Raw genomic sequence first — 17,448 nt, 5'->3', positions numbered from 1 at the left:
ATATAAGACCTTTTTAATTAAAAAATTGGTGGGCTTATGGCAAATATTATTGCACAATCTTCTTTTGCTGGGTTTTTCCACCTATGTTTTTTGCCGCTTGGGATTCTTATTGAATCTCCTGTATCAAGCAAATAATTTTCTTCTTCTAAAATTATTTCGATTTTTCCTTGGGTGCAAACTGCCACTTCTTCTCCTTGGTGAAAATTAAAATCATCTGAATTGTATTGAAATCCGGATAATTTCATTTCGCAAAGTTGAACTTCACCTTTCATGTCAGGACTTAGTAAATCATAGCTTAGTTGGTATTCTTTTGAGTTGGATTTTCCGCTTGTAATTCTAATCCTATCTTTTTTTCTCACAACCAAGGCTGCTTTTTTATCTTCTTCCATAAACAGGGTAAACATTGGTACATCTAGATATTTTGATATTAATTTTAATGTATTTAAAGAAGGATTTGCCTTGCCGCTTTCGATTTGGCTTAGCATTGATAAAGACACATCAATTTCTTCTGCTAATTCTTTTAATGATAAATTTTTTTCATTTCTAAATCTTTTTATATTTGAACCTAGCTTATCTATTTTAATCACCTTTTCTAATTTAGTCTATTTTATTATTATACCACATACTTTTTTATTTGACTTTCTCAATAATTTTCTTGACAATGTTTTCATTTGTGATAATATTAAATTAAATTAAACATAATTTAATATAATTAAAGAAAAGGAGGAAATTATGGATATTAGTAAATTTATTGAAAAGGAACCAGTTTTAAAAGATGTTGCGAACCAAAAGGAAACAGTTTGGATTAATAAGAAGAAAAAAACAGGAGAAGCTGTTTGGGACAATTTTCCTTTTGATGAAAAAGATATTGAAGATGCAGAGGCTAGGTTAAAAAGGTTTGCTCCTTTATTAATGGAATATTTTGATGATACTAAAGAGACAAATGGAATTATTGAATCTCCTCTTAAAAAAATTCCTAATATGGAAAAAGTTTTAAAGGAAAAAACTTCTCTTGAAGGAAATTTATATTTGAAAATGGATTCTCACTTGGCTGTAGCTGGATCAATTAAGGCTAGGGGTGGAATTTATGAAGTTTTATATCATGCTGAAAAACTTGCAATGGAAGCTGGAATGCTAAAAGAAGATGATGATTATAGAATTTTGGCAAGTGATGAGTTTAGGGAATTTTTCTCAAAACATACAATCCAAGTTGGATCTACTGGAAATCTTGGCCTATCTATTGGAATTAGTTCAGCAACTTTAGGTTTTAAAGTTATTGTTCACATGTCAAATGATGCCAAACAATGGAAAAAAGACTTGTTAAGATCAAAGGGCGCTGAGGTTGTAGAATATGATGGAGATTTTACAAAAGCAGTTGAGCTTGGTAGAAAAAAATCTGACGAAGATCCAAATTCTTATTTTGTTGATGATGAAAATTCTTCTACCCTATTTTTGGGCTATGCAGTTGCTGCAAATAGAATTAAAAAACAAATAGAAGACCAAGGAATAAAAGTTGACAAAGACCATCCTGCATTTTTCTATCTTCCTTGTGGAGTTGGTGGCTCACCAGGTGGAGTTTCTTTCGGCTTGAAGAAAGTTTTTGGAGATTCTTGCCACATTTTCTACATTGAACCAACTCACGCTCCATGTATGTTAATTGGAATGGCTACAGGCTTAAACGGAGATATATCTGTTCAAGATTTTGGAATTGATGGAAAAACAGAAGCGGACGGACTTGCTGTTGGAAGGCCATCAGGTTTTGTTGGAAAAGTAATGGAACCAATAATTTCTGGAATTTTCACAATGAATGACAACAAATTATTTGATTATATGAGAGATTTAAATGACAGCGAAGGAATAAAAATTGAACCTTCAGCTTGCTCTGCTTTTGAAGGACCAATAAAATTATTTGAATATGAAGCTAGTAAAAAATATTTAGAAGAAAATAATTTGCTTGATATTAAAGAAAATATAAATCATTTTTCCTGGGCAACTGGTGGAAAACTTGTGCCAAATGAAATAATGGAAGAATATTTAAAAGTTCACTTATAATTGGAGGATATAATGAGTACAACTTTAACTTTAGTAGCCCTATTTTTATCATTATTTATTTTGATATTTGCTACTGTAAAATTAAAATTACATCCATTTTTCGCCCTCTTGGCAGCTGGATTTTCTTTTGGAATAATTTCTGGCATGCCTTTGGCGGATATGTTAAATGCTTTTCAAGAAAGCATGGGATCAACTATAGCAGGAATAGGAATTGTTATAGCTATCGGGACTGTTACAGGATTTTTGCTTGAAAAAAGTGGTGCTGTAGAAACTATGGCTCAAACAATTTTGAAAATCACAGGCGAAAAACATGCTTCTTTGGGACTTGCCATTACTGGATATTTTGTATCAATTCCAGTTTTTTGTGACGCGGCAGTTGTTCTTCTTGCACCAATTGCAAAAAGAATTAGTAAAGATACAAAAATTTCCATGACAACCATGGCAGTTTCTTTGACCATGGGTCTTCACGCAACCCACATGTTTGTTCCACCAACACCAGGTCCACTTGCAGTTGCAGGAATTGTTGGGGCAGATTTGGGTTATGTAATAGCCTTTGGTGCTTTAGTTTCAATTCCAGTAATGCTGGTTGCCCATTTTTATGGAGATTTTATTGGAAAAAAATATTATATTGAACCAAAACATGAAATAGAAATTGACGAAAATCAAAAATTACCTTCAGTATTTATGTCCTTTGCACCAATTGTTTTGCCAATTATTTTGATGTTAGTAAAAACTGTTGCAGATATGCTTACAAAAGATTCAGAAAGCTCAAATACTTTGGTAGAAATAATCAGATTTATGGGCGAGCCAATGATAGCTTTATTAATAGGAATGGTAATTGCCTTTATTTCCTACAAAAATTTGTACAAAGACGACAAAGAAATGCACACATTTGATGGTGGATTTGGTGAAGCTTTAAAAACTGCAGGACAAATTGTTTTAATAGTTGGAGCAGGTGGAGCTTTTGGTGGAATATTAAGAGCATCAGCCCTTCAAGATATTTTAATAAACTTTTTCTCAGGAATTGATATAGGAATCCTTGCACCATTTATAATTGGAGCAATATTTAGAACAGCAATCGGATCAGGAACAGTTGCCATGGTAACAGCAGCAAGTATGCTTGCACCAATCTTAGGAGTTTTGGGAATTTCAAGTCCAATGGGACTCGTTATTGCAATGCTTGCATGTGCATCTGGTGGATCAATGATCTTCCATGCAAACGACGATTTCTTCTGGGTAGCAACATCAACATTAGATATTGATACAGGACTTGGATACAAATCATTTTCAGTTGCATCAGTCCTTCAAGCCCTAACAGGTTTGGCAGTTGTATTTATTTTAAAATTAATACTTCTTTAATAGGAGAAAAATATGAAATTAAATGAACTAAAAACCCCATCAATAATTTTAAATCTTGATGCTTTAGAAAATAATATAAAAAGATTTCACAATTTGGCAATAGAAAATAATAAAGAAATTTGGCCAATGATTAAAACACACAAATCAAGCGAAATTTTAAAAATGCAAAAAGAAAATAAGGCTAGTGGAGTTTTGTGTGGAACTTTGGACGAGTGTGAAAAATCTTTTGAAGCTGGATTTGAAAATATTATGTATGCCTATCCAGTTTCAGATGAACTTGCCATAGAAAGAATTATAAATTTATCCAAAAAATCTAATTTTATAGTTAGGATCGATAACCTAGAAGCAGGAAAATTAATAAACGAAAAAGCTAAAAAAGAAAATGCAAAAATCAACTACACTATAATTGTTGATTGTGGCTTAAATAGATTTGGAATAGAAAAAGAAAATATTCTAGAATTTGCCGAAAAAATGAAAGAATTTAAAAACTTAAATTTTGTAGGAATTTCATCCCACCCAGGTCATGTTTACTCATCCTCTCTTCCAGAAGAAGTGGACAAATTTGTGCAAGATGAAATCGAAACTTTGGCTTATGCGAAAAAAGTTTTGGAAGATGAAGGATATGAAATAAAATATGTGACTTCAGGATCAACTCCAACATATTTAAAAGCTGTAAAAGATGATACAATAAATGTATTTCATCCAGGAAATTATGTATTTTTGGATGCAATCCAAATGTCTTTGGGAATTGCAAAAGAAGAAGACTGCGCCCTAAGAGTTTTGGCATCAGTTACATCAAATCCAAGAGAAAATACCTTTATGATAGATGCAGGAGCAAAATGTTTGGGACTTGATAAGGGAGCTCATGGAAATGATTCAATAAAGGGTCATGGAGTTATAGTTGGACATGAAAATTGTTTGATAGAATCCCTATCAGAAGAAGTAGGAAAAGTTCAAGATGATAAAAAGGGATTAAAAGTAGGACAAAGAGTTCAAATAATCCCAAACCACTCATGCTCAACAGCGAACCTAACAAATTATTTTTACGGCTACAGAAATGATGAGCTTGAAAAAATAATAGAAGTTGACATAAGAGGAAACTCTCAAAGACAAGAAATATAAAATAAAAAGATGAGGATTAGTTTGTCAACAGTCTCTGACCAAGCAATATTGCTTGGTCTTTTTTTATCGTAAGATAGAAAAGATTAGATATCAGTAAATTTCTTCTTTTTTATGCAAATAATAGACATTATCAATTGAAGAGTATAATAATATTGGAGGATATTATGGCGAAAAAAATTGATATTAATAAGGCGATTTATGATTTAGTTAATCGTGATGATAAATTGAAAAAAGATCTTATAGATCTTGGTTTTAAAAATCTTTCCAATCCCCTTATGCTTAAAACTATGGGCAAAAAAATGTCTATTAGGCGCGGAGCAAAGATGGTTGGAATTGATAATGTTGACAAAAAATTAGAAGATTTGGGTTATGAAATTATTAACTCTTATGATGATTTAGAGGTAAAAAATAGGAGAGAACTCATTAAATCTTATGTAAAAAGATTGTCAGAAGGAGAAGACCTTGAAAGTGTTAGAAAAGATTTTGTAAAAAATTTCGAAAATGTTTCATCTTCTGAAATTATGGATGCTGAAGAAGCTCTTCTTGAAGGGGGAGTTGATAGGGCTGATGTCCAAAGGCTTTGTGATGTACATTCCTCACTTTTTCATGGAAAAACTGAAAGTGAAGAAGGAAAGGATTTGAAATTAATAAATATTTCTGGTCATCCTCTTAGGTTTTTCTTTTTGGAAAATGAAAAAATTAAAGAACTTATCGATTTAGGAGAAAACAGCCAAGATTTTGAAAAAATTAAGGATATATCTAATAAAATCACTTCACATTATAGGAAAAAGGGAGATTTGATTTATCCTTTGTTAAAGGAAAATTATAAAAAGCCAGGTCCATCTGAAATTATGTGGGGCGTGGATATAGAAATTTCTAAAAATTTCAAAAGAGCTTTCAAAAAATCTGATTTTGATGAATTGAAAAAGACTTTTGAAAGAGCAAGGGAGATGACTTATAAGGAAGAAAATATCTTGTATCCTTTGATGGAAGATGTGATTTCAAATGAAGATTTTTTGGGACTTTATGAGGATTTGAAAGATTATCCTGATGATATAATCAAAAAAGAAATTTGGGATGATGGAGAAAATACAAACAATGAGAAAGATTCTATGGATGGATATATTTATTTTTCTAAGGGAAAGATGAAAGTTGATGAGCTTGAGGCCCTTCTTGATACTTTAGAAATTGAGATAACTTTTGTAGATAAAAATGATATAAATGCTTATTATAATAATATAAAGGGTGAAAAAATTTTTAAAAGGGCAAAAACATCCTTAGGAAGAGAAGTTTATTCATGCCACCCACCACAAGTTGAGCCAATTGTAAGAAAGCTTATCGGTGAATTTAAGGAAGGAAGCAAGGATAAATTTCAAATCATAAAAAACATAAAGGGCAATGACCACGCTGTGACCTACTATGCAGTTAGGGATAAGGACGGAAATTATTTAGGAGTTTTGGAAACTGTCCAAGATCTTTCTTTCTACAAATCCTATCTTGATATTTGGGATAAGGCTAGGATGAAATAGAAAAAATCCTTTTTATTTTAAATCTTAATTATTTAATAAATTAATATAAAAGTGATTTATAGTTTGGCAAAAAATCCAAATAATTCCAAACCACTCATGCTCAAAAGCAAAGCTAACAAATATTTTTACGGCTATAGAATGATGAGCCTAAAAAATAATAGAAGTTGACATAAGAGGAAACTCTCAAAGACAAGAAATATAAAAAAAGATGAGGATTAATTTCCTCATCTTTTTTTATATTTATTTTTCCCTAGCAAGGGCAATTTCTTTTACGTCTTTTCTTCTAATTGATGCAAAAATTGAACCTGAAATATTGTGCCAGATTGAAAAAATTGCGCCTGGGAGGGTTGCTAGTGGGTTTAGGGCGAAATTTGCTGTTGCAAGTTGGATAGCAAGGCCGGAATTTTGCATTCCCACTTCGATTGATAGGGCTGTTTGCTTGTCGTAATCCATTTTGAATAATTTGGAAACGCCAAGTCCCAACAAAAGTCCTAAAGCATTGTGAATCATTACTATTAATAAGACGATTAGTCCAGATTTTGCAATTTTTTCTGCATTTGCTCCAATTATTCCTGAAATTATTAAAATAATTGCAAGGGATGATATTAATGGGAAAATTGATTTTGATTTTTCCATTTTTTCGGGGCTTAATTTTTTTGCGAAAATTCCCATCAAAACTGGTATTAAAACGACTGTCACAACTGATTTAAACATGGCGAAAATTGAAACCTCAACCCATCTTCCTGCCAAAAGATATACCAAAAAAGGTGTGACAATTGGAGCGAGGAGGGTTGATAAAATTGTCATTGAAACTGACATTGAAACATTTCCTCCAGCTATGTGGGTGATTACATTTGATGCAGTTCCTCCAGGGCAGGCACCAACAAGAATAATTCCCAAAGCTATATCTCTGTTTACATCAAAACCTACAGCCAAAATCCAAGCAAGTAGGGGCATAATTGTAAATTGTGCCAAAGCTCCTATAAAAATATCCCTAGGATTTTTTAAAATTTTCTTAAAAGCATCAGCTTCGATTGAAGTTCCCATTCCAAACATGGCAAGGGCAAGAAAAATTGTGGTGTAATTTGTCATCCAAGAAAAATAATCTGGTACAAAATAAGCTACTACTGAAAATATTACAATAATTAAACCGATATTTTGAGTTATTTTATCTGAAATTCTTGAAAATTTTTCCATCTTTAGACCTCGTAAATAAAATTATCAATTAATCTGGTTTTTCCAATATAAACTGCTATGGCAACCAATGTATCTTTGTCAAAATTATCTACGTCTTTTATTGTTTCAAGGTCAACGGCGCTGATGTAGTCTATTTTTGCAAGTTTTTCTGATGAAATTATCTCTTTCATTTTTTCTAAAACTTCTTTTACGCTTGATCCTTCTTTTGCCATTTTTTCTCCCTCAAAAATTGCCTTTGATAGGCAAAGAGCAGCCTTTCTTTCGTCAGCGGAAAGATAAGTATTTCTTGAAGACATGGCAAGTCCGTCATCTTCTCTTACGATTGGGCAAGCAACAATTTCAATAGGAATATTTAAATCGAAAACTAATTTTTTAATAATTGAAAGTTGTTGGGCATCTTTTTGTCCAAAATATGCCCTGTCAGGTCCTACAATATTAAATAATTTTGTACAAACTGTACAAACTCCCCTAAAATGTCCTTCCCTTCTTGATCCACATAAATTATCAGAAAGACCTTCAATATCAACAAAGGCTTTTTTGTCATGGTACATTTCGCTTGGGTCTGGATTAAAAATAAAATCAGCTTCCAAGTCTTCGCACAATTTGCTATCAGCATTTATATCTCTAGGATAAGCCTCCAAATCCTCATTTGGTCCAAATTGGATTGGATTTACAAAATCAGAAACAACAACGATGTCATTTTCTTCGACAGCCTTTTTAATTAGGCTTGCATGGCCCTTGTGCAAAAATCCCATAGTAGGAACAAGGCCGATGGATTTTCCTTCTTTTTTAAATTCCTTTAAAATCTCTCTCAATTCATCAATTTTTTTGATAACTTTCATTTTCTTCTCCTCTAAAAATATTTAGAGATAGCCTATTACACCACTAAAATTATCTACAACAAAGTTCCGTGTTTTTCGTAAGATGAAATTTTTTTGATTTTATTTTCATCATCAACAAAAACAACCTTTGGACTATAATTTTCCAAATCTTTTTCACTATAAGAGGCATAAGCCATAATTATTACCTTATCACCAGGTGCAAAAAGTCTTGCAGCAGCTCCATTTAAACAAATAACTCCGCTGTTTTTTTCACCGGCAATGGTATAAGTTTCAAGTCTATTTCCATTATTAATATCGACTACTTGAACCTTTTGATACTCTCTAATTCCAGAACCCTCGAGTAAAACTTCATCAACAGTAATGGATCCAACATAGTTAAGTTCAGCCTGAGTCACAGTAGCCCTATGAATTTTTCCTTTTAACATTTCAATTTCCATAAAATCTCCTAAAAAAAAGCAAGGAAAAAGTTTATACAAAAAAAAACCAAAATCCTTGCCAAATTACAAATTATTTTGAGTCTCACTAAATATATAAGCTCGTTTTTTTAAAAATTAAATATAATGGTGTAAAAGAGTATAGTTTTAAAACTTAAATACTATCTCTAGGGGTATTATATTATTTTATTTTGAATTTAACAATATAAAATTCAATAATGAGATATTAGTTAAATGATGGGTAAAATATTATTAAAGTTGATTATTAATTTGATAAATTTTGAATATTAAAAAATTAAATACATACGAGTTTAATTATTAACATGAGATGTAAAATTTATTATTATTTTTAGTAATCAGTTTGAAATATTTAAGAAAAGGATGGTGAAAAATGAAAATTTATGAACTGAAAATAAGAACATTCTTACTAGAAGATATTGATTCGTCAGATTCTTTGGAATTTATTTCAAAAGCAATAATTTCTTATTTGTCAGAAAATGAAAAATTTTTAGATATGCACAAAGCTAAAAATTATAAGTCTTACTGCCACGACAATCTTTATCCAATAAAAAAGTTCTACAAAAAAAACATGGTCTATCAGTACAGAATTAGATCAGTTGATGAAGAATTTGTAAATTATATTTTGCATGGTTTTTCTGATTATAAGGATAAGGTTTTCAAAAATTTAACTGTTGATGTTAGGGTAATTCCAAAATCACCAATTTCAAAATTATTTACCCTAAATCCTATAATAATAAAAAATGATTTTGGATATTGGAAAGATAATTTGACTTTGGAAGAATTTGAAAAGAGAATTACAGACAATTTAATTAAAAAATACAAATTTTTCATTGATGAAAATGTAGAAGAGGGGAAATTTTATACAAGCCTTAAATTTTTGAATGAAGGGCCAATCGCTTTTAAATTTAAAAATATAAAACTTTTGGGCGATAAGCTTGAGCTTGAAATTAATATGGATAAGAGAAGTCAGGAATTAGCTTATTTTGCTCTTGGTGTTACATTTAGTGAAAATGCAGCTTATGGGGCAGGATTTTTGGGATACAAATATTTAATTTAGGAGGTGATTATGTGCTAGAAGAATGTTTGGAGATTTTTAAAAAGAATTTGGACGAAGATCCTGACATGGTTATGAGAGGGTATATTCCTAAAGATGGTAAATATTATCTTGTTACTATGAAAGACGAAGGAGATTGGGAGGTTAGCCCAAGTTTTAAGATAAAATATGATAAAAAAGAAAAGAAAATCGAAAATCAGCCTTTAAATTATTCTTTTATTAGAGATTTGGATTTTAATTCCAATCTCTTAAACATGAATAAAAGTATTGACAATAAAAAAGCTATTCATAGTTCTAATTATTATAGTTTTTTCTTCAAGGAAAATTCTTATGAAGATAAGATTAATAATGAGGCTATTGAAAGGTATTTTTTGGTTTTAAAAAATCCTCTCAAAAAATATAAGGATAAAAGAGCAAAAAATCTTTATTTGGAAAATGAAGAAAAATTAGAACCTGTAAATGTAAAAGAAGCTGAAAAAATCGAGAAGTGGCTTATTGAAAACATTGACAAGAAAGAATTATTTGATATTGATGAAAATTCAAAAGATTATTTCAAAATATTTTTTATATATGAAGATGAAGAAAAAACAAAAAAAGCTTACCAAAGAGAGCAAGATAGGTATTTGCTTACAAATTTATTTAATAAGAATAAATATAATATAGAAGTAAATGGCAAAACTTACGGAGTTTCTGATGATAATTTAGGAATAAATGATAAAAAGCCTTATTTAGAAAATTTATCTAGAAAGGTAAAACAACCTTATTTAATAAGTGCAGATATGGCAAAATTACAAAATTTATTTTTTTCTTACCTTTCATCATCTGTAAAAAGAGGAAATAACAGAATATATTTTAATACAGGAAATAAAGAAATAAGTTTTGAAAAAAATAAAAATTTTATAGGTTTTGAATTGTTCTTGTATCCTGAAAAAAATGAGGCGGCTATCTTAGATTATAATATTTATTCGAAAGATTTTGATGATATAGAAATTAAAATTAACCAATACATTGAAGAGTATTTGCCAGAAAATGCTAAAGCCGAAGATTTTTCAAAAAGGGAAGAAAAGTACGGACTTATTACTGAAAAAAATATACTTTTAAATAAAATAGATTCAGTTTTTTTCTATAATTACTACCAAAGAAATAAGTATAATTTGGAGAATTTGAATATAAAAGAATTGAATTTTAAAATGATAATTTTAAACTATGGGAAAAGCTTGGAATTTGCCATAATAAATAATAAAAATAAAGAAATAGTTAGGATTTTAGATAGACTTTTGGAAGATTCTATTAAATATTCTCTTGTAAATGATTACAAGACCAAGGCTATAACACAATTTAATTATTATTTATCTTTGAAAGAATATTTTGAAAAAAAGGAGGAAAATTATATGGATTTTCAAGAAAATATGAAAAGAAAGTTGGAATCAGCTGGAGATATTTCTCTTGAAGGTGACGAGGAAATCTTCTTTGCTGTAGGACAAGTTTTGAGAAAATTGCTTAATTATTCAAATATTGGCGATAAAAATTTAACCTTTATTAGGAATTTCTTGGGTGGACAAAAAACTTCCAGGATAATTGAAAACTTAGAACATTTGCTTGTAACTTATGCACACAATATTAGCGCCAAGGATGTAAGGCTTAATAGGACTGTAAGCCAAATACTTGTTCATAAATTTGATAATAAAAAGGCAGAAGATAGGTGGATAACAGCGGGATTTTTAGGAGAATCATATCTTTATGGAAAAAAACTAAGTGAAGGAGAAGAAAATGACAGAGCTTAATAAAAGAGTTTATGGAATTATTGGTATAGGATCAAAGATGGCAAATTGGAATGCAGATTTTTCAGGATTTCCAAAATCTTTGTCTTCAGGTGAAATTTTTGGATCAGATAAGGCTTTAAAATACACAATGAAGAAAAAATGGTCTGAACAAGGCGAGAAGGTAATTTATATAAAAAGTTATACCATAGGAGATAAGGGAAACTTGATGCCTAGAACTTTAAAGGAAAGGTATGAACAAGTTTTTGATACAGAAATAAAATCTGGTGAATCCGAAAAAATTCTGACCAATTTATTTTTAGCAACAGATGTAAAAAATTTCGGGGCCACTTTTGCAGAAAAAGGAAATAATATTTCAATAACTGGAGCTGTGCAAATTTCACAAGGAATGAACAAATATGAAGATAGCAGGGCTCAAGTTCAACAAATCTTATCTCCTTTTAGAGATCCTAATGCAAAAGAAAAAAGTAAATCAGGAGAAGAAGCTCAAAATTCTACTTTGGGAAATAAAATTGTATCTGATGAAGCTCATTATTTCTATTCTTTTGTAATAAATCCAAAAGCCTATGATGATTACAAAAAATTGGGGGTTACAGAGGGATATAGCGACGAAGATTATGAAAAATTCAAACTAGCTGCAACTGATTCTGCAACTTCCTATGCTACAAATGCAAAAGAAGGAGCAAATAATGAATTTTCTATGTTTGTTGAAACAAAATTAGATACTTATCTTCCAAGTATTGCAAATTATATTAAATTTGAAAAAAATTCTGAAGAAAACTTTAAGGATAAGATAATTTTTACAGGAAAAACTATTCTAGAAAAAAGAGATGATATAGAAAAAATTCAAATTTATTACGATAATGAAAAAATAGACTTGGTTGATTTTCCAGATAATATAGAAATTTATAATATATACACAAGAGAAAAAATCGAGGCTTAATATGAAAGCTTTGAGATTTAGATTAAGTGGTAAAACAGGTTTTTTCAAACAGCCAGATGTAAATACTTATCTATATTATACTTATGGGCAAATTCACAGAATTGCCCTTCTTGGACTTTTGGGAGCAATTCTTGGATACAAGGGCTATAACGAAAAGGACAGGGAAAAATATCCTGAATTTTATAAAAAATTAAAAGACCTTAAAATTTCTATAGTTCCAGAGGGAAATGATGGAATTTTTGATAAGAAGTTGCAAATATTTAATAATTCTACAGCTTTTGCTTCAAACGAAGAAGGTGGAAATCTAATAGTAAAACAAGTTTGGCTAGAAAATCCTTCATGGCTAATTTATATTTTATTAGAAAATGACCAAAGTGACTTTATAAAAGAATATATTTTAGATAAAAAAACAATATTTACTCCTTATCTTGGAACAAATGATCACATGGCAAATATTAGTAATTGTAAAATAGTTGATATAGGAAAAAGTGATGAAAATATTATAGATTCTCTATTTTTAGCTGAAGATTTTAAACTAAGGTTAAAAAGTAAGATTTATAAATATGAAGAAAATCTTCCATTTTTCTTAGAAGAAGACACTGAAAGATATATAAGAAAAAAAACCTTGGCAAGTAATGGAGAAGTTAGGAAAAAATCAGATAAAAATGTAATATTTAAAGATATAGATAATAATTTAAAACTTGTCTTTTACAGTGAAGAAGGAATTTATGAAGCTTGATTTTATAGTTAAAAATCCAGATCAATACCTAGGTCACATAGATGGGGTAGGAAATAGTAAAGAAAATTTACAAGACCATATTAATAAAACTTTTGGATATTACCAAAAAATTCTAGATGAAAAAAACTTGGGAAAAGTCTTTGAAAGATTTTTCCTAAGTATTTTTGATGAAAAAGATGGATATACTTATTTTAAAGATCTAATAGATTCAGTAATTTTGTTTCATGATTTAGGAAAGATAAATTCGAGATTTCAAAGAAATAAATTAAAAAATTTCGAAATAGATCTTACAGATTTGGGAATAGAAGGAGAACATTCTATACTTTCATCATTTATTTATGTTTATATTTGTGTAGGGAAAATTAGAAATTTAAAAATTGATGATGAATTAAAAGAAAAATTTTATTATATTATTTTTTTAAATGCCTTTATAATTTCAAGGCACCATAGTGATTTGTCTGATTTTTCATATGCAAGCCATAATTTTTTTGATTTATTTATTGATGAAAGAAGTAAATTTTATAAAACTTTAAAATATTTAAGAAAAGATAAGAATATAAAGGAAGAATTTTTTGATGATTTTGAAGAAATATTTAATGAAATTATGGATCTGATCTATGATTTTGATATGGATTCTTCTTATATAGATTTCAAAAAATCAAAATCCAAAGAAATATACATCTACACAAGATTAATCTACTCTATCTTAGTTGCAGCTGACTTTTATGCTACAACTGATTATATGAATGGATATAAGACAAAGCTTCAAAAAATAGATCAAAATGACCTTATAAAAATATATAACAATTCAAAACTCATAAAAAATATTAGAAAAAGCCAAGAAAGTAAGTTTTATGAGAAAAAAGAAAATATAAACGACCTTAGGACAAAGATTTTCCTAAATGCAGAAAAAAATTTGGAAGAAGAAAGGGACAAAAATATATTTTTCCTAGAAGTTCCTACAGGATCGGGCAAATCTAATACTGCTATGAATTTATCTTTCAAATTATTAAATAATCAGATTAATAAAATAATCTATGCCTATCCCTTTAATACTTTAGTGGAACAAAATAAAAATACTCTCTTAAAATATTATAAAAAAACCAGTATTGAAGAAAATATTTCTATAATAAATTCCATTACTCCAATTGGAAAAGGCCAAGATGATGATTTTATGAAAGATTGGGATTATTATATAAAATCTCTCCTCGATAGACAGTTTCTCCACTCTCCTTTTATAATCACATCTAATGTAGGGCTTTTTAATACGCTTTTTTCAAATAAAAGAAAGAATATTTTTGGTCTTTATCAAATTACAAATTCTGTCATTGTTTTGGATGAAATCCAAGCTTATAGAGAAGATTTGTGGAATGAAATTATAGAAATGTTGGAGATTTATGCAAAGATTTTTAATTTAAAAATAATTATAATGTCAGCAACTCTTCCAGATTTATCGGCTTTGTTAGATGATGATAAAAAGAAAAATATAGGAAAATTAATTAAAAATCCAAGAGAAATTTTTGATGAACCTTTATTTAAAAACAGGGTTAAAATAAATTATGATTTGTTGGATTTGGAAAAAATTGATTATAACCATCTTTTAAATCATATGGAAGAGAATATAGGAAATCGCCAAAAAGTATTGGTTGAATTTATAAGGAAAAAAGATGCAGAAAATTTCTTTAAAATCTTAAACGAAGAAGAGCTTTTCGCTCAATATAATATTTTAATCTTAACAGGTGATGATAATCTAAAAAGAAAGTCCCAAGTCATTGGACAAATAAGTGGAAAAATTGATAAAAAAACTATATTAATTGCAAGTCAAGTTGTAGAAGCAGGTGTTGATATTGATATGGACATTGGCTATAAAGATATATCTATGCTTGAAAATGAAGAACAGTTTTTGGGAAGAATTGGAAGGTCAGCTTTAAAAAATGATGCTGTAGCATATTTTTTTGATATGGCAGATGAAAAGAAAATTTATAAAAACGCCCAAGATATTTTGACATTAAGAAATAAAGATAGGAGAGATGATCTTAAAACAAAAGATTTTTCCAGATATTTTGCCCTAAAATTACAAAAAGCAAAAAATGATAGGGACGAATATGCCTATATAAATTTTGAAAAAGACCTTATTAAATTAAATTTCGAAAAAATATCTAAACACATGGAACTGATAGATGATAATAGGCAAATGCTTGATCTATTTTTAAGTAGAAATTTAGAGATAGGTGGAAAAGAAATAAGGGGATCTGAAATCTGGGACAAATATGTAAAGCTTATTGAAAATAAAGACATGGATTATAGCGAAAAAATTGTAAAACTTTCAGAAAAGAAAGCTCAAATGTCAGACTTTATCTACAGAATTTCAAAAAGAGATTTTTTAAAATATATACAAACAGCCAACGGCATAATAGGAAATCTTGTTTATATAGAAGATGGGGAAAGATATATTTACAAGGAAAGACTAAATTATAAAGATGGAAATGATGAATTTGGGGACATAATATGAATGGAACAATAATAAATTATTATTTTCATTGTAAAAGACAGTGCTATTTGTTTGCCAACAAGTTAAATTTCGAAGATAACAGCGAACTTGTGAAAATTGGAAAAGAAATCCACTTAAATAAAAGCGAAAACAAGAAAAATGCTGAAATAAAAATAGACAATATAGTGGTTGATAAAATTACAGATAAATATTTAGTAGAAATCAAAAAATCAGATGCAGATAAAGAAGCAGCCAGACGGCAACTTTACTATTATCTTTATATATTGAAGAAAAAAGGAATAATCAAAAAAGGAAAATTAGAATTTGTTGAAAACAATCAAGGCAAAAAAACAGAATATCTGGACTTGGACCATAAAAAAGAAAAAGAGCTAGAAAAATTACTTAAAGAAATAGAAGAATTTATTTCAAAAGAAGAGATTCCAAAATTTAAAAAAATAAAAGGATGCACAAAATGTGCCTATTATGAATATTGCAAAATCTAGGTGAAAGTATGGGAAGAACAAAATATCTTTTAACAGATGGACAAATAAAAAGAAAAGATAATTCTTTAGTTTATAGGGTAAATGGAAAAAATATTTATATACCCATAGAAAGCATAAGAGAGCTTTACATACTAAGCGAGACGACAATAAATACAAAATTATTAGATTTTCTTGCAAGTAAGCATATAGTTCTACATTTTTTCAATTATTACGGAAACTATTCAGGAACATTTTATCCAAGAGAAAAATACATAAGCGGAAAACTTTTAGTCAAACAAGTGGAAGCCTATAATGAAAAAAGAATAGAAATAGCTAAAAAAATTGTAGAAGCGATAGGGAAAAATATTTATCAAGTTCTATATCACTACTATAAACATGATAAAAAGAAAGTTAAAACTTTCCTTGATTATCTAAAAAATGAAATTCCAAATGAGCTTGAAAAATCAAATAACATAAAACAAATTTTGTATATAGAAGGAAAAATTTGGAAAGGATTTTATGATTCTTTCAAATATTTTCTAAATGAAGATTTTATTTTAAACAAAAGAGTAAGAAGACCTCCAGATAATCCAATAAATGCCCTAATATCATTTGGAAATTCACTCTTATACACAAAAACCATAACAGCAATCTACAGGACCCACTTAAATCAAGCCATAAGTTATTTGCACGAGCCGAGTGAATCAAGATTTTCTCTTTCCCTAGATATGTGCGAGGCATTCAAGCCAATACTAGTATTTAAAACAATTTTTGATTTAGTAAATAATAGAAAAATTAGAGTAGAAGATCATTTTTTAAAAGAGCAAAATTATTGCATCCTAAACGATGAGGGGAAGAAAATATTTATAGCAGCCTTTGAAAAAAGAATAGAAACAAAATTTAAAAATGAAAAATTAAAAAGAAATGTAAGCTATCAAACACAAATAAAGTTAGATTGCTATAAATTAATAAAATATATACTAGAAGACAAAGAATTCGAACCTTATTTATTAGAAAGGAAATATTAGTGGCAAAAAATTACAATTATATATTTCTATTCTATGATGTTGGAGAAAAAAGAGTAAATAAAGTATTTAAAGTCTGCAAAAAATATTTAACTCACCACCAAAATTCAGTATTTAGAGGAGAAATAAGCCCATCAAAAATTATTGCTCTAAAAAGAGAAATTGAAAAAACAATAAAAAAAGAAGAAGACTTTGTAACAATAATAAAAATGTATAACAAAGAAACTTTCGAAGAAGAAACAATAGGAAAATACAAATCACTTGAAGAAGATGTAATAATATAATTACCAGCGAAAATAAAAGAATTTGAAAAAACAAAGAAAAGAAAAAAATAGAAATAGCTGGTAAAAAATCAAAAAATCTCATAAAATGGGTAA

Annotated in this window: 16 protein-coding genes; 12 read left to right on the top strand and 4 right to left on the bottom strand. The window is 28.8% G+C overall.

Going from position 1 to position 17,448, the window contains the following annotated elements; all coding sequences use genetic code 11:
* Positions 1–17: 17 nt before the first annotated feature.
* A complete protein-coding gene (locus tag BN3265_RS00415; protein ID WP_058989625.1) occupies positions 18–587 on the bottom strand; it encodes a helix-turn-helix domain-containing protein in 570 nt (189 codons plus the stop codon).
* Between the two features lie 145 nt (positions 588–732).
* Here BN3265_RS00415 and dsdA point away from each other — a divergent pair, with 145 nt between their 5' ends.
* The 4 genes from dsdA (at position 733) to BN3265_RS00395 (ending at position 6,062) form a co-directional block, all read left to right on the top strand.
* Positions 733–2,052, top strand: coding sequence for a D-serine ammonia-lyase (gene dsdA, locus BN3265_RS00410; RefSeq protein WP_058989624.1), 1,320 nt, complete (start codon positions 733–735; stop codon positions 2,050–2,052).
* A gap of 12 nt (positions 2,053–2,064) precedes the next feature.
* Positions 2,065–3,411, top strand: a complete 1,347-nt coding sequence (locus tag BN3265_RS00405; RefSeq protein WP_058989623.1) for a GntP family permease — start codon at positions 2,065–2,067, stop codon at positions 3,409–3,411.
* A 12-nt stretch (positions 3,412–3,423) separates the two neighbouring features.
* On the top strand, positions 3,424–4,533 hold the full coding sequence (locus BN3265_RS00400; protein ID WP_058989622.1) for an alanine racemase: 1,110 nt from the start codon (positions 3,424–3,426) through the stop codon (positions 4,531–4,533).
* Between the two features lie 164 nt (positions 4,534–4,697).
* Positions 4,698–6,062 (top strand): DUF438 domain-containing protein, encoded by a 1,365-nt coding sequence (locus BN3265_RS00395; RefSeq protein WP_058989621.1) that lies wholly within the window; start codon positions 4,698–4,700, stop codon positions 6,060–6,062.
* A gap of 240 nt (positions 6,063–6,302) precedes the next feature.
* Here BN3265_RS00395 and BN3265_RS00390 read toward each other — a convergent pair whose 3' ends face one another.
* Genes BN3265_RS00390 through panD form a run of 3 tightly spaced genes read right to left on the bottom strand, consistent with a single transcriptional unit; the run spans position 6,303 to position 8,538 of the window.
* Positions 6,303–7,259 (bottom strand): bile acid:sodium symporter family protein, encoded by a 957-nt coding sequence (locus BN3265_RS00390; protein WP_058989620.1) that lies wholly within the window; start codon positions 7,257–7,259, stop codon positions 6,303–6,305.
* A gap of 2 nt (positions 7,260–7,261) precedes the next feature.
* The gene (panC, locus tag BN3265_RS00385; protein ID WP_058989619.1) at positions 7,262–8,101 is read right to left on the bottom strand and encodes a pantoate--beta-alanine ligase; all 840 of its coding nucleotides are present in this window, start codon (positions 8,099–8,101) and stop codon (positions 7,262–7,264) included.
* Between the two features lie 53 nt (positions 8,102–8,154).
* Complete coding sequence (gene panD, locus BN3265_RS00380) at positions 8,155–8,538, bottom strand: aspartate 1-decarboxylase (protein ID WP_058989618.1); 384 nt, start codon at positions 8,536–8,538, stop codon at positions 8,155–8,157.
* Between the two features lie 388 nt (positions 8,539–8,926).
* On the opposite strand from panD, the gene BN3265_RS00375 reads away from it, so the two are divergent.
* From BN3265_RS00375 to cas2, 8 genes are read left to right on the top strand one after another with little or no spacing between them, the layout of a single operon-like run.
* Entirely contained in the window at positions 8,927–9,613 is a 687-nt protein-coding gene (locus BN3265_RS00375) for a CRISPR-associated endoribonuclease Cas6 (RefSeq protein WP_058989617.1), read from the top strand.
* 11 nt (positions 9,614–9,624) lie between these two features.
* Positions 9,625–11,394, top strand: coding sequence for a hypothetical protein (locus tag BN3265_RS00370; RefSeq protein ID WP_058989616.1), 1,770 nt, complete (start codon positions 9,625–9,627; stop codon positions 11,392–11,394).
* Positions 11,381–12,334: a type I CRISPR-associated protein Cas7 gene (locus tag BN3265_RS00365; RefSeq protein WP_058989615.1), complete on the top strand. Its 954-nt coding sequence runs from the start codon at positions 11,381–11,383 to the stop codon at positions 12,332–12,334. Before BN3265_RS00370 ends, BN3265_RS00365 begins: the two co-directional genes overlap by 14 nt.
* A 1-nt stretch (position 12,335) precedes the next feature.
* Positions 12,336–13,073: a type I-B CRISPR-associated protein Cas5b gene (cas5b, locus tag BN3265_RS00360; protein WP_058989614.1), complete on the top strand. Its 738-nt coding sequence runs from the start codon at positions 12,336–12,338 to the stop codon at positions 13,071–13,073.
* Complete coding sequence (locus BN3265_RS00355) at positions 13,063–15,585, top strand: CRISPR-associated helicase/endonuclease Cas3 (RefSeq protein WP_058989613.1); 2,523 nt, start codon at positions 13,063–13,065, stop codon at positions 15,583–15,585. The genes cas5b and BN3265_RS00355 overlap by 11 nt, the downstream gene beginning before the upstream one ends.
* Positions 15,582–16,067 (top strand): CRISPR-associated protein Cas4, encoded by a 486-nt coding sequence (cas4, locus tag BN3265_RS00350; protein ID WP_058989612.1) that lies wholly within the window; start codon positions 15,582–15,584, stop codon positions 16,065–16,067. The genes BN3265_RS00355 and cas4 overlap by 4 nt, the downstream gene beginning before the upstream one ends.
* An 8-nt stretch (positions 16,068–16,075) precedes the next feature.
* On the top strand, positions 16,076–17,074 hold the full coding sequence (gene cas1b, locus BN3265_RS00345) for a type I-B CRISPR-associated endonuclease Cas1b (RefSeq protein ID WP_058989611.1): 999 nt from the start codon (positions 16,076–16,078) through the stop codon (positions 17,072–17,074).
* Complete coding sequence (gene cas2 / locus BN3265_RS00340; RefSeq protein ID WP_058989610.1) at positions 17,074–17,355, top strand: CRISPR-associated endonuclease Cas2; 282 nt, start codon at positions 17,074–17,076, stop codon at positions 17,353–17,355. Before cas1b ends, cas2 begins: the two co-directional genes overlap by 1 nt.
* Positions 17,356–17,448: the final 93 nt, after the last annotated feature.

Source organism: Anaerococcus rubeinfantis (genome assembly GCF_001487145.1).
Taxonomy (GTDB): Bacteria; Bacillota; Clostridia; order Tissierellales; family Peptoniphilaceae; genus Anaerococcus; species Anaerococcus rubeinfantis.
Note: the sequence above shows the minus strand (reverse complement) of the source record. Positions and strands in the feature narration are given on the sequence as shown.